The 13,854-nt window shown below is 44.2% G+C and carries 13 protein-coding genes; 10 read left to right on the top strand and 3 right to left on the bottom strand.

Going from position 1 to position 13,854, the window contains the following annotated elements; genetic code table 11:
* Positions 1–72 precede the first annotated feature (72 nt).
* Positions 73–1,011, top strand: coding sequence for an alpha/beta fold hydrolase (locus tag IEW69_RS13960; RefSeq protein WP_188627487.1), 939 nt, complete (start codon positions 73–75; stop codon positions 1,009–1,011).
* Positions 1,012–1,033: 22 nt separating this feature from the next.
* Positions 1,034–1,930, top strand: a complete 897-nt coding sequence (locus IEW69_RS13955) for an NmrA family NAD(P)-binding protein (RefSeq protein ID WP_188627486.1) — start codon at positions 1,034–1,036, stop codon at positions 1,928–1,930.
* A 21-nt stretch (positions 1,931–1,951) separates the two neighbouring features.
* Here the strand turns inward: IEW69_RS13955 and IEW69_RS13950 are convergent, their stop codons facing one another.
* On the bottom strand, positions 1,952–2,884 hold the full coding sequence (locus IEW69_RS13950; protein WP_229663626.1) for a bestrophin family protein: 933 nt from the start codon (positions 2,882–2,884) through the stop codon (positions 1,952–1,954).
* Between the two features lie 126 nt (positions 2,885–3,010).
* On the opposite strand from IEW69_RS13950, the gene IEW69_RS13945 reads away from it, so the two are divergent.
* The 3 genes from IEW69_RS13945 to IEW69_RS13935 all read left to right on the top strand — a co-directional run bounded on the left by IEW69_RS13945 (position 3,011) and on the right by IEW69_RS13935 (position 6,781).
* A complete protein-coding gene (locus IEW69_RS13945) occupies positions 3,011–3,403 on the top strand; it encodes a hypothetical protein (protein ID WP_188627485.1) in 393 nt (130 codons plus the stop codon).
* Positions 3,404–3,416: 13 nt separating this feature from the next.
* Positions 3,417–5,441, top strand: a complete 2,025-nt coding sequence (locus tag IEW69_RS13940) for a BCCT family transporter (RefSeq protein WP_188627484.1) — start codon at positions 3,417–3,419, stop codon at positions 5,439–5,441.
* A gap of 71 nt (positions 5,442–5,512) precedes the next feature.
* Entirely contained in the window at positions 5,513–6,781 is a 1,269-nt protein-coding gene (locus IEW69_RS13935; RefSeq protein ID WP_188627483.1) for an Hsp70 family protein, read from the top strand.
* Here the strand turns inward: IEW69_RS13935 and IEW69_RS13930 are convergent.
* Entirely contained in the window at positions 6,778–7,170 is a 393-nt protein-coding gene (locus IEW69_RS13930) for a hypothetical protein (protein ID WP_188627482.1), read from the bottom strand. The two genes, IEW69_RS13935 and IEW69_RS13930, sit on opposite strands and share 4 nt — an antisense overlap.
* Before the next feature lie 345 nt (positions 7,171–7,515).
* Between IEW69_RS13930 and IEW69_RS13925 the strand changes: the two genes are divergently transcribed.
* The 4 genes from IEW69_RS13925 to IEW69_RS13910 all read left to right on the top strand — a co-directional run bounded on the left by IEW69_RS13925 (position 7,516) and on the right by IEW69_RS13910 (position 10,984).
* Positions 7,516–8,190 (top strand): ferritin-like domain-containing protein, encoded by a 675-nt coding sequence (locus IEW69_RS13925; protein WP_188627481.1) that lies wholly within the window; start codon positions 7,516–7,518, stop codon positions 8,188–8,190.
* Positions 8,191–8,200: 10 nt separating this feature from the next.
* Entirely contained in the window at positions 8,201–9,031 is an 831-nt protein-coding gene (locus tag IEW69_RS13920) for a ferritin-like domain-containing protein (RefSeq protein WP_188627480.1), read from the top strand.
* A 138-nt stretch (positions 9,032–9,169) separates the two neighbouring features.
* Positions 9,170–10,009: an SDR family NAD(P)-dependent oxidoreductase gene (locus tag IEW69_RS13915; RefSeq protein WP_188627479.1), complete on the top strand. Its 840-nt coding sequence runs from the start codon at positions 9,170–9,172 to the stop codon at positions 10,007–10,009.
* A gap of 72 nt (positions 10,010–10,081) precedes the next feature.
* Entirely contained in the window at positions 10,082–10,984 is a 903-nt protein-coding gene (locus tag IEW69_RS13910; RefSeq protein ID WP_308420592.1) for a helix-turn-helix domain-containing protein, read from the top strand.
* A 110-nt stretch (positions 10,985–11,094) separates the two neighbouring features.
* Here the strand turns inward: IEW69_RS13910 and IEW69_RS13905 are convergent, their stop codons facing one another.
* Entirely contained in the window at positions 11,095–13,011 is a 1,917-nt protein-coding gene (locus tag IEW69_RS13905) for an ATP-dependent DNA helicase (RefSeq protein ID WP_188627478.1), read from the bottom strand.
* A 252-nt stretch (positions 13,012–13,263) separates the two neighbouring features.
* Between IEW69_RS13905 and IEW69_RS13900 the strand changes: the two genes are divergently transcribed.
* Positions 13,264–13,827 carry a UbiX family flavin prenyltransferase gene (locus IEW69_RS13900; protein WP_188627477.1) on the top strand — a complete coding sequence of 188 codons (564 nt, stop codon included), beginning with the start codon at positions 13,264–13,266 and terminating at the stop codon, positions 13,825–13,827.
* Positions 13,828–13,854 lie beyond the last annotated feature (27 nt).

The following is a 13,854-nucleotide window of genomic DNA, read 5'->3' as shown; positions in this document are numbered from 1 at the left end:
ATTATCTACCAGTTGGTAGAATCAGGTGTGGCTTTCCGCGCTACTTTTGAGTCCTAATCTAAACAACAAATTATGACTCAACCGAATGTGCAATCAAGTTTAAGCCGGGGCGCTATTGCAGATGATGAACTTCTTAAAGACTTTCCAGGTTTTAAAAATAACTATTCGACTGTAAATGGTGTTACCTTACATTGGGTGGAGGGCGGCGAAGGCATGCCGCTTATCTGTTTGCCAGGATGGCCGCAGACCTGGTATTCCTACCGACCAATAGCGCTTGAACTCGCCAAAGCCTACCGCGTGTTCATTGTCGATATCCGGGGAATGGGAAGCTCCGAAAAACCAGCTTCAGGCTATGATAAAAAGACGATGGCGGATGACATCCTGGCGCTGGTACAGGAACTCGGATTTGATAAAGTGCACATCATGGGACATGATATCGGCGGGATGGTAGCCATGAGTTTTGCATTCAATTATCCGGCATTTACCGAGAAGCTTATTGTGCTGGATGGTTCACACCCAGGAGAAGGGATGCTGCATATGCCACTGATACCTGCCGCAGGAAGTTTCGGCGCAAAAATGGATGGGAACATGCCATATGCATGGTGGATGGGCTTCAATCAAGTTAAAGGGCTGCCAGAGCAATTGCTTGAAGGTAGATTTCAATTCCTGCTGGACTGGTTGTTTAGCTATGTTATGATTGATGACCGTAAGATGTCGGCCTTTGAACGTGCGGTATATGCGGCTGCATACAATGATGCTGACAGCATCAGGGCATCTAATGGATGGTATCAAAGTTTTGGGCAGGACATAGAAGATGCAAAAAGCTATCAGCAGCTTAAGATGCCAGTGCTGGGCGTTGGTAGTTACATCAGCTACAATTACATGAAAATGGGACTGCCTGCACTTGCAGACAATTTAAAATTGGTTGAAATAGCCGATAGCGGCCACTACCTGTATGAGGAACAAACTGAAAAGGTGCTTGAGGCTGTAATCAGCTTCCTTGCAGATTAATTAAACACATAAAACTTGAAACATGATAAAGAACATTTTAGTGGCCGGTGCCACAGGTAACCTGGGCGGCAGGATATGTAGGGAACTGGTTAACAGGGGCGCGTCTGTAACCGCTGTGGTCAGACCCGCTACTGACCCGGAGAAGGTTGAGAACCTCCGTACACTTGGCGTTGAGGTTAAGGTTGTCGACTTGAATAGTATCGAAGAGCTTACTAAAGCTTGTACGGGTGTCGACGGCGTGGTTTCGGCGCTTGCCGGATTGGCTGACGTGATTGTAGATCTGCAAAGCCGTGTGTTGGACGGTGCCATAAAGGCCGGGGTGGGCCGGTTTATACCTTCTGATTTTTGTACCGACTACAACGGATTGGAGCCAGGGAATAACAGGAATTTTGATTTGCGCAGGACATTTAAGGCGTACCTGGATTCAACGGGTATTAAGGCGACTTCAATCTTTAATGGTGCTTTCGCCGACATTCTGAAATACAATACGCCGGTTTTGAATCTGAAAGATCAAAGCATCGGGTACTGGGACGACAAGCAAGATTGGAAATTGGATTTTACAACGATGGATAATACCGCTGCTTTTACGGCGATGGCTGCACTTGACGAAGATGCACCTAGGAATCTGCAGATCGCAAGCTTCCAGGTCAGCCCTGTTGCGCTCAGCGAACATGTACTCGAGATTACCGGACGTACTTTCAATCTGCATAGGCTGTCTTCAATGGAAGATTTTGCTGGATACATAAAGCAACAAAGGGCCAATGATCCGGCAGGAGAGCAGGAGCTGTATGCCAAATGGCAGCAAAGCCAATATATGTATTCAATGTTTTCCACCCATCATGGGGATCTGGCAAATGACCGGTATGAAGGTATCGAATGGGTTAGTGCCCCGGCATACCTGGAAACCTTTGTCCGTTAAATTTGCACACCGTTTTCCCGGTTATAGAACGTACTCGTCATTAATTGGCTTAACAGGTTCTGGAATATCTTCCGCACCCATCATTTCCAAAAGGTTGATCTCTATACCTCGGGTAATTTGATTTAAGGGGATACTGGCCGAGTTGTTCACGAAAGGATTAACCAGGTTCATTCCGTTAATCTGCGTGGAAACAAACACAAAGCCGATCAGCCAGCCCAGGAAGATGGACACGACACCCGCACTTTCACTGATGACTAAGGTAAAGGTGACTACAAATAGCCAGATGAATACTTTGGTCATGTAAGAGTACGTAGTCGGGAAAACGGTGTTTTTTATGCGTTCAGCCATACCCATGCTGTCGGAGAACCGGACTAGCATGGCGTTAATTTCAATAAAGCGAAATCCATCAATGTGGCCATTCTTGGAAAGCATTTGCAGATCAGCAGATTGCAGGTTCAAGATGGCATTATGCAGATTGGTGGCACCTTTTATCGATGATCTATCCTCGTCATTCAGGTAGCGCACGTTACAATCGTTCGTTCCACCTCTTAGATTAGTTTTTAAGGCATATAGGAACGCAATATGTCTGTAGATCATTCGCTTAACTGTGGTTTGATCACCCTCCACATAATTCAAAAGACTGCGCGCATAGGAGCGTGAATCGTTTACCAGAGAACCCCATATTCTTCGTGCTTCCCACCAGCGATCGTAGGCCTGATTGTTATTGAAACCAATGAAAAAGGCGATTGCTGTACCAAGCAGGGTTGGTATGATCGCCGGGATAACATAATTATTGGCAATGAGGTGTTCTCGAATCATGTATGCGACGGTACATGAGACAATCATGATCAAATCTACTTGCCAGGTGTCTTTTAGAATACGGCTGATGCGGATGTTTTGGGCTAGAAGCATAGAAGGTGTGGCAATTTGCTGTCTCGATTTACTAACAATCATGCCAGAACACGCTTATTTTGAAGAACTAACCCGTTAACGTGCTCAGAATAATGGTGGATGTGCAAACAAAGTTGTTTCAGATATCTTATTATAGGAGTTGCACTGTTTAATATTGAACCATCAATCATGAAGCACAATTTAGCCCTTTTCGTAATCCTTGTCATTACCGGTGTTCTCGGAGTCGGTTGCGGTGTCATTAATAAAGGCACGGACGGTTTAACCATCACGCAGGCTATACCGGCGCATTCGAGGATGTTGATCCGCATAGAAGATGAATCAGCGTTTAAATTAGATATTGAAAATCAATCCAATGATACCCTCACGTTGGAACGAAAAGGGTTGGACAACCTTATGATTACGAAAGCCAGCATTAAAGCGATCATAGAGCCGGCTGCTGGGGCGGCCTTGTCAAATCCAACTGCCCGAGGCGTCAAGGTGAAGTTGAAAGTGTACGACCACAAGTCTAAGGTAATTCACAGTGTGGAAGCGATTAAGGCGGAAGCCAAACCCGCACCGTAGCTTCTTTACATTTATGGGAGCGCTAAAAACGACATGGTTTACTAAGAGTACCTTCAAAAAGGGTATTGTGGTGCCAAGCTTGATCTTTATACTGGCCATTACATTTGTTTCCAGCTTCTTCCCGCAACAAGCCGGGCTGTATCTAGGTGTTGTGCAGGAATGGATTTTCATCAACCTCAATTGGGTATATGTATGGGTGGTAACGATTTTCGTACTATTTCTATTATTCTTATTTTTTAGTAAGTACGGCGCTATCCGACTTGGTGATAATGATTCTGAGCCGGAATATTCCTTCTTCTCCTGGATTTCCATGCTTTTTGCCGCAGGTATGGGCATCGGACTGATGTATTTTGGTGTTGCAGAACCCATAGGTCACTTTTCAGATCCAACATTTGCTGCGCTTGACGAAGTTAAACGCGCCAAGAATGCACAACTTTATACTTTCTTTCACTGGGGTATCCATGCATGGGCAGTTTACGGTGTTGTCGGATTATCACTCGCATACTTTACGTATCGATATCGGCTCCCACTATCACTACGCAGTTGCTTTTATCCGATCTTAAAAAATAGGATCAATGGTTCTGCCGGAGATGTAATCGATACCTTCGCTTTATGTAGTACGTTTTTTGGGATAACGACAACTTTGGGTTTCGGTGTAGTGCAACTTAATGCAGGCCTTGTCGAACTCGGTTTAATGAAGGAAGCCGGATTCAGTTATCAAGTGGCAATTGTGTTCGTCATCATGACCGTCTCCATAGCGTCTGCAACATCAGGCGTAAACAAGGGTGTTAAGTTTTTGAGCCAGCTAAATATCATTCTCGCACTTGCTTTTTTGTTGTTCATATTGATCTGTGGCCCGACGGTTTTTCTGCTGGGCTCGTTATCTGAAGGTATTGGCTATTACCTTTCACAGTTCTTCAGTCTGGCATTTAATACCCATGCCTATGAACCTGAAACGCAGCAGTGGTTCTTCAACTGGACTGTCTTGTATTGGGCATGGTGGATCTCCTGGTCTCCATATGTGGGCTTGTTTATTGCAAAAATATCTAAGGGGCGTACCATCCGTGAGTTTATTGGAGCCGTACTAATCATTCCCACCGCTTTTAACTTTTTGTGGATGACGGTACTCGGAAACAGTGCAACCTGGCTGGACCGCAATTCCGCTAGCGGCCTGTTGAGTTCCATGGCGAATAGAGCCGATGAGCTGCTGTTTAAGTTCCTAGATCTGCTTCCTGCACCTGGAATCAGCAGCACTTTGGCAATTTTCATCATTTTTGTTTTCTTCGTTACGTCTGCTGACTCGGGCATCTATGTGATGAACAATATTGCCACGAATAATGCAATGAAGTCGCCCAAATGGCAAATGGTTTTCTGGGGCGTGCTGTTAGGCCTTCTGTCGCTTGTGCTACTTAATGCTGGCGGACTGGAATCACTGCAAACCATGACGCTGATTACCGCGCTGCCATTTTCTATAATCATGTGCATGTTCTGCTACAGTCTGGTAAAAGGTCTGGTTATAGACGACATTTACTATTCAAGGGCATATTCGCATGCTGCGAACAACTGGTCTGGTGAGTTCTGGAGAGAGAGACTACAGCGAATCCTGTCGTTTAAAAACCGGGAAGCGGTGGATGGCTTCATGCAGGACACGGTTAAAGTTGCGCTTGAGGAGCTCGCTGCAGCGTTTAATGCGAAGGGTGTAACGGCGGTCGTCAGTACTAAAGAAAGGCCTACAGCTATAGCGCTAACCATCAAACATGAGCAGTTGGAAGATTTTACCTACGGGGTTAGAACGGAGTCGAAAATCATATCTGAATTTCTCATGAACGAAGAAAACATTCCAGGCGTTGATGGTAACAAGACCTATATTCCAAAGACCTACTTTGGGGATAATAGGATAGGATACAACATCGAATACTTTAACAAGAATGAGGTAATTGCTGATGCATTAAAGCAATATGAACGCTTTATCCAGCTCAGCTCCGAGGTTAAAAACGAGTTGTTCACAGACAATACCTTGCGGGATCCACAAGCATAGACAGAAAGGCATCCATTACTAACATAATTTTTTATACTTTCGCCCCCTCAAAAAATTAAAGGGGACGCGCTATGGGAAAGTATTTGTATGGAATAGATTTTGGAACAACCAACTCGGCATTGGCAATTTACAATGAAGATACCGCTGAAATCCAGCATACGATCATTATTCCCTCTTTGATTTACTTTTTTGAGCACCGCCACGCCGATGGTAGTCCAAACTTTGTTGTGGGTGAAGAGGCGATTTCGGCGTACTTGAGTGAAGGCATGAAAGGCCGGTTTATCAAATCAGTGAAGCAGATTCTTTCGCGAAGCAGCTTCATTGAAACGCGCATTCAGAATGCCAGATATAACGCCTCGCAGCTCGTGGCCATCATCATCAGTGAACTTAAGACCCGTGCGGACCAGCTGATTGGTGAGTCTTGCAATAAGGCGGTAATTGGCAGGCCAGTGTTCTTCGATGATCACAATGTTCAAAAGGATACCCTAGCGCAGACAAGACTTACCAAAGCTGCGGAACTTGCCGGCTTTACCGATTTAAGGTTTCAATTTGAACCTATTGGTGCTGCATTTGCTTATGAGCGTACTTTAAAGAAAGCGGAGCATGTGCTTGTTGCGGATTTAGGGGGAGGGACCACTGATTTTACCTATCTGATTCTAGACCCGACCAAAGTAGGAGATAAGGACCGCAAGAACGACATGATGGCCACTGGTGGTATTTACATTGGTGGAGATAGTTTTGATGCCGCATTCATGTGGGAGCGTGGCACGCCATATTTTGGAAAATATACCGAGTATGAAGCTACACCTGGTAAGCGGTTGACGGTACCGAAATCATTGTTTGCAAACATCTGTTCCTGGGAACAGATGAACTTCTTCAATGGTCCACGCATTAAGAAAGATATTGAGGACTATTATTATTTCTCTGGGAAGGATTCTAAGTTCAAGAACCTCATTACGTTGATTGATCATAATCTGGGGTATTCCGTTTTCAGATCTATTGAGTACACGAAAATTGAGCTCTCCGCTACTGATCGCGCGAAGTTCAGTTATAATCAGATGGACATCGTCATTGAAGAGGATATCGTGCTTGCTGAATATGAGCAAATCATCGGTAAGCATGTGGATCAGATTGCTGGTTACCTGGAAAATTTCCTGACAGACAACAAAATAGAGCCCACGAAAATCGACAGCCTCTTCCTGACGGGCGGTACATCAATGGTCGGTGCTATTCAGAAATTATTCATGCAACGCTTCCCCCATGTAAATCTTAATTCCGGTGATAACTTCAGGAGTGTTGCAAAAGGGCTGGCGCTTAGCGGGTATCTTTTTGAAGATTAATTATAGTCCAACTCGCGCTCGACAATTTCTTTAGGCAGTACTTTTTCGAGTATAAGACGCTGCGCGCCATCAATATTTATGAACTTCCAATCGCGGCCCTTGTTGGAAGATATCGCAATAGATTTCTTCCTTGCTATTACGCTAAATTGGTCCTTCTCAGCATTATACTGCACATTGTTTGATCCAAATGTATTTGCAAGGGCCGCAACAGTCCTTGTTGAACGCGTTTCCTTTTGTTCTTTAGTTTCGGTTTCCTGCGGAATGAAGACCATTGACATATTGGTTGTATACCTTAGTTCGGAATAATAGCAGCTATCGATCATCTCTGGTGTACTGATGTTCAGCAGTTCCATATCCAGAATGGCGACTTTTACCTGTTCATTTGACAAGCCCACGTGCAATGCTTCAATAAGGCTTTCTTTGGGGACAACTCGAACATTTTTTCGGGTAACATGTCGACCAGTTTAGCATAGTCACCCTTTTGAGTGAGTTCGCCTAATCGTGTAAAGTCGCGCGCTATACTTTCTTTTAATGTTTGTGCCGAAATTGTGAATGATAGCAGGATAAAGAAGCTGCTTAAGAGCGTTGATTTTAAGGTCATTTTCTTACATGAAAGTTCAGGAACTAAGGTAAGATAAAACTTTATTGGAAAAATTATTTCTGTTTGTAAATCCAGGGCATTGGTTGTTGCGTAAATGAAAGCATAACATTAACCAACTATTAATAACCAAGCAATGGAAAATCAAGACATTTTAGAATCAGGGATTCAACGCCGTTCCTTTTTGCGGTATGCAGGAGCCGGTATGGCCGTTGTTGCACTAACTGCAGCAGGCTGTTCAAAAGACGACATGGTAGATCCGGTAACCGGTGCGGTTGACCTGGGATCTGGCGACATTGGCATCTTAAATTATGCTTATGCGCTTGAGCAACTTGAAGCGGCTTTCTACGAAGCAGTTATCAAGACGCCTTTTGCAGGCATGACCGAGACAGAGAAAATTTTCTTAACAGACATCCGGGACCATGAGTTGGCGCACCGCGATTTCTTCAAAGCAGCATTGGGCGACAAAGCCATTCCTGCGCTGGAGGTTAATTTTTCTGCTATCAATTTTAATGACAAGGCTTCGGTCCTTGGAACTGCAAAAGCTTTTGAAGACCTGGGTGTATCCGCCTATAATGGTGCTGGTAAATTGATAAAATCTCCTGATTACCTAACGCTTGCTGGTAAGATTGTTTCTGTAGAGGCTCGTCATGCGGCACTAATCCGTGACCTGATTGAAAATGGCAGCTTCGCTAACATGGAAGTTGTTGATGCCAATGGACTAGATGTGGCACGCACACCGAAAGAGGTTCTAGCGATTGCAAAAGCCTACATCAAAACTGAAATTACTGCCAATAACTTACCTTCTTAAACCAGAAATCATGAACATTGTAAATATATTATCAGAAATAGAAAAAGTAGACGGCGAAATCTATGAACGCCTGAGTCCACGTCGTGCTGCAATGAAGCAATTTTATTGCTTCGGTGCCAAGATTGCCGCTGCTGCAATTCCACTATCTTTAGGTTCGATGTTTAATAAAGCTTATGGTCAGTCTGCACCGGTAGCGGTTGAAAACGTATTGAACTACGCACTTACATTAGAATACCTTGAATATTATTTCTATCGCACTGGTTCAGGCACAAACGGATTAATTCCTGCAGGTCCTGGCGTTGGTGCCATTAAAACCATCTGTGATCACGAAATGCAACACGTGAACCTCTTAAAAGGTGCAATCACCGGATTGGGTAAAACACCGGTTTCATTTACATCGGCTAACTTTGACTATACCGCAAAGGGTACCTTCCCAACGGTTTTCTCAGATTATAAGACTTTCCTTGCTGTAGCACAGGCGCTTGAAGATACGGGTGTAAGAGCTTATAAGGGGCAGGCGGTGAACCTGATGTCTGCACCAGGTGTATTGCAAACGGCACTACAAATTCACTCGGTTGAAGCTCGTCATGCTTCACACATCCGCCAGATGCGCCGTGCACCCGCAGGTGGTGGCCTAACAGCCATGAAGCCATGGATTACCGGTGCAAATGATAGTGGAGTACCACAAGTAGATGCGGTTTATAAAGGTGAAGATAATACAACCCAGGGAGGTGTTAACATCAGAAACCTTGGCTATAGCGAAAGAGCTGCGACAGAAGCATTCGATGAAACGTTGACCATGGCTGAGGTAAATGCCATAGCAAGCTTGTTTATCAAATAAGACGATCTTTGTTAGGTTGTTGAGGGTAGCTGTAGTGGCTACCCTTTTTTGTTTGATTTTTGCAGCTTATCGTTTGATGATTGCATCGGCAAGGGTATTTCGGTGCCATACCTTTGTGATCAATCAAATTAGCATAACATGGAAAATCAAAAAGTATGGTTCGTTACAGGTGCTTCGAAAGGACTTGGACTTACCTTAGTTAAGAGATTAATTGATCAGGGATTTAGTGTGGCTGCAACGTCCCGTCGTCTCAATGACCTCGAAAAGGAGGTAGGCAAACACGAGCAGTTTTTACCACTTGAGGTGGATTTAACCAATGAAGCAAGTGTTTCAGCAGCATTAACATCTACTATTTCGAAATTCGGCCGCATTGATGTGGTGGTCAACAATGCAGGGTATGGTTTAGTGGGTGGACTAGAAGAGTTAAGTGATCAGGAAAGCAGGGGCAATTTTGACATCAATGTTTTTGGAATGCTGAACGTAATCCGAAATGTGTTGCCTCAAATGCGCAAACAATCTTCCGGACACATTTTTAACATTGCTTCTATAGGGGGATTCATCGGAACTTTCCCCGGCTTTGGCATTTATTGTGCAACGAAGTTTGCCGTCCATGGTTTATCGGAATCGCTGTCTACAGAGGTAGAACCAATGGGTATCAAGGTAACCATCGTTTCACCTGGGTACTTTAGAACTAACTTCCTGGATGCTTCGCTAGCAGTACCCGCAAATCCGATTGATGCTTATGCTGCGGTACGTGCTTCACAATCCATGCATCAGGATCAGATTAATGGCAATCAGCCGAATGATCCTGAAAAAGCAGCAGCGGTATTAATCGCGGCAGCAGCACTTGATCAAGCACCTTTGCATCTGTTTTTGGGTGATGATGCGTATCAGATGGTTGATCAGAAGATTAAAAATGTCGTACAGGAGATGGAAGTGCTAAAAGCGTTGGCAACCTCAACAGCTTTCAGTAGTTAGGTGTTCTTACGCCAGGTATTCCTGCATGGACCTGCAGGGATACTTCTTTTGTTTAATTTGTAGTAATTTCGAATGATGGACAAAGCACAAAGTATCGAGTCGTTTTACAAATCTAAGTTGAACTGTATTCCCGAAAACCTCCAGAAGGAGATGGGGCACTTCAATGTGTTTATGCTGGATGACTTTGTGGGCTGTCACGCTAAACCGATACCGTATAGCCGTAAAGATTTCTACAAGATTAGCCTTATTGAAGGCCGGAACAACATTTACTATGCAGATAAAACTGTGGTGATAGATGAGTTTGCATTGCTATTTGCAAATCCTCAGGTGCCATACACATGGGAGTCTCTGGATGATGATCAAAGTGGTTTCTTTTGCATTTTCACTGAGGCGTTTTTCCAGCAGTATGGCAATTTCAAGGAATATCCGGTGTTTAAACCAGGCGCTGATGCTGTTTATACCTTAAATGCAGATCAACGTCAGGCCGTAAAAAATATCTTCTCCCGGATGTTTGAGGAGATCGCAACGGATTATGTGTACAAGTATGATGTGCTGCGAAGTCTGGTGTTTGAGCTTATTCATAGTGCCTTGAAGTTTCAGCCTGCACAATCTAATCCGTTGAGTAAGCAGAAAGCTTCCTTGCGGGTAGCATCTTTGTTTATTGAACTGCTGGAACGACAGTTTCCTATCGAGTCGCCCAGGCAGCAAATGAAGCTACGGACGCCCGCGGAATTTGCAAATCACCTATGCATACATGTAAACCACCTTAACCGTTCTCTGAAAGAAGCTACGGAGAAGACTACGACGCAGCTAATCGCGGCGCGTATATTACAGGAAGCACGTGCATTACTCAAACATACAGATTGGAATATTTCCGAGATCGCCTGGTGCTTAGGTTTCGAAGAACTACCACATTTCATCAACTTCTTCAAAAAGAATATACATCAGACGCCCGGTTCCTTCCGAAACGTTTAGGTCTATATTCCCTTTGTAGCCATATACTGATGCGTTGTCAACTCAGTTATATGCTTCGCTTGTTTAATGATGTGTTCATGGATTTTTGTTTAGAAATGCGTGAACCGAAATTAGAAAAGCTGAAGGTTTACTGCGTTGTTATTGCCTGCACCTGCAGCAGGTTTTGAAATTACCCGCGCTTTCTGCTTACTGATCCAGGTTTTGCACTGATCTGCTGCAATGGGCTGTTTCAATAGCTCGAGGGATTGCTGCATCTGCAATAGGCGGTGCTCAACGGTTTGTCTGAACTTAATCAGGAGCTGCTGAAGGTGTTGCTGAACCTTTGTTTTTGCTTTTACACGAATGTTCTTATTGAGTGGGTTCAGAACCAGCGTCGTCAGCTCTTTGCTGAAGTAAAGAAAAGCGGCTTCAAGTCTGTTGCTTAATTGTGTCTGATCAAAGCCCTTAGTTTCATGAAGTGACAACAATTGAGTATGGAACTTTGCAAGCAATGTACCCAGGTTTTCCAGGGATTGCTCCATCTGGCTTAAGGCAATTTGAAGCTCGGGCAAGCTGGCTTTCTTCAGGTCCGCGTTGTTGAGCAGTGCTGCCAGAGCATCCTGGATACTGAATAAGGTGTAGTTCCGGAGCACAAGCTGAAGGATAAACCTTTCCTGGGCCGTTGAAATACTGTTGTTCAGGACTTCAGCTGTTGCAGGTTTCATAAAATTGATCACCTCCGGATTAGAGCGAAGACTTTCTGTGCTGATCTTTGACCTAAGGATAAGTCCATCTAGAGTTCTTACGCGACTTAGTGCCACATAAACCTGCCCGGCGATAAATGATTTACCAGCGTCAATAATCGCATGGTCGAAGGTAAGTCCCTGGCTTTTATGAATGGTTACAGCCCAGGCAAGTTTAATGGGATACTGTGTGAATTCGCCAACTTGCTGCTGCATTATATCTTCTTCGCCCTCGGCTTTATACTCAAAAGATTGCCATGCGCTTTTCTTTAGCAACATGTCTTCTTCACCGGGGAATGCAATATAGATTTCCGTTGCATCAATGGAGATCGACTTGATTTTGCCAATTTTTCCATTGTAGTACCTGCGGTTTCCGCCCACATCGTTTTTAATGAACATCACCTGTGCACCTGCTTTTAACTTTAGTGTTTGTTCTGCTTGCAGGCCAAGATCGCGGAAAGCGCCGGTGATTTCACCTTCAAAAGTATATTCCTGCCCAGATAGTGCTTCCAGTTTCTGTTTGTTGATGGCGTTTGCTTCCGCGTTGTGGGAAGTAATGATGATTGGATTCAAATCTTCCGTAGCCTGAAATTCCGGGTCATAGCGTTCATTAAGCAATTTAAGGCTGGTTTCGGTGATCGTATTGTTACGAATGTCATTCAGGATGTTAATGAAAGCTGGTTCCGTTTGGCGGAACACTTCCGTGAGTTCTACCTGAAGCACCGGATGCCGGCGGATGACATGAGCATCGAAGAAATAAGGGGAGGCATACGCACGGTTCAAGAACGACCATTCTTCTCTCTTTGTAACTGGCGGAAGTTGATAGAGATCACCAATCAGCAAGAGCTGTACACCCCCGAATGCTTCATTTGTGCCTCTGACCTTCCTGAGAATGGCGTCAATAACGTCCAGCAAGTCACAGCGGACCATGGAGACCTCATCAATAACCAGTAACTCTAATAGGCGAAACAAGTCCATCTTGTCCTTACCATAACTTAACTCACCGACCATCGACTGGATGGAGAGTATACCCGATTGCAGGTTTTCGAGACTGATATCTCCGGGGAAAAAAGATCCTGGAGGCAGTTGGAAGAAGGAGTTGATGGTGGTACCCTTGGCATTCATTGCGGCAACGCCTGTTGGTGCCAGGATTGCCATCTTTTTAGTTGTGCTGTCTTGTATCTTTCTCAACAGCGTTGTTTTACCAGTACCCGCCTTTCCCGTCAGGAAGATGTTCTGATTTGTATATTCAATAAAATCTAAAATTTTCTCAGCAATGAAGTTTGATGGTGCAGCATCGGTCATGCCGCAAATTTACGAGAAATAATGCTTTTCAGTTTTGTAGATTTAAGAGAGTTGCTCTACTATACGTTATAAATATTGCTCAAATTAGGAAGGAATGTGTGAAATTTTCACCCTTTTAACTTTGTATATTGAAAATTTAAATTACATTTGGGCTTACCCTTTAGGGGGTATGTTTTTCATAGGTAGATGTAGGGTCGAATACTTGTATTCGGCCCTTTTTTTATGGCATAGCTTATGTATCTGTTTTAACTCATGAGAAAAAAGAAAATCATTGTTGCCGTGACCGGCGCAAGTGGCTCCATTTACGCAAAACTGTTGTTGGATGGTTTAGCGCAAATGCAGGATCAGATTGAGCGCGTAGGGGTAGTCATGTCTGATAATGCGAAAGAAGTGTGGCGCTTTGAATTGGGTAATGAAGATTACGACGATTACAAGTTTGACTTCTACGGTAAAATGGATTTTAATGCGCCATTCGCATCCGGCTCCGCAAAGTTTGACACAATGATTATCATTCCCTGTTCAATGGGAACGCTTGGGCGAATCGCTACGGGAGTATCAAATGACCTGATCACCCGTGCTGCAGATGTGGTTCTGAAAGAGCGCAGAAAATTGATCGCCGTTGTTCGCGACACCCCTTTCAGCCTGATACACATTAACAATATGAAAGTTGTAACTGAAGCAGGTGGGATCATTTGCCCGGCAAATCCTTCATTTTACAGCATGCCAAAAACCATAGAAGAGGTGGCGCAAACCGTTGTAAGCCGTGTTATTGATCTCGCTGGTTTGGAACAGGATAGCTATCGCTGGAATGACTGATTATTAGAAAAAAGGCTATCTTTGCAC

The sequence above is a fragment of the Pedobacter quisquiliarum genome, assembly GCF_014642175.1.
Classification (GTDB): Bacteria; Bacteroidota; Bacteroidia; order Sphingobacteriales; family Sphingobacteriaceae; genus Pedobacter; species Pedobacter quisquiliarum.
The sequence above is the reverse complement of the archived record's forward strand: the minus strand, read 5'-3'. Positions and strand labels throughout refer to the sequence as shown.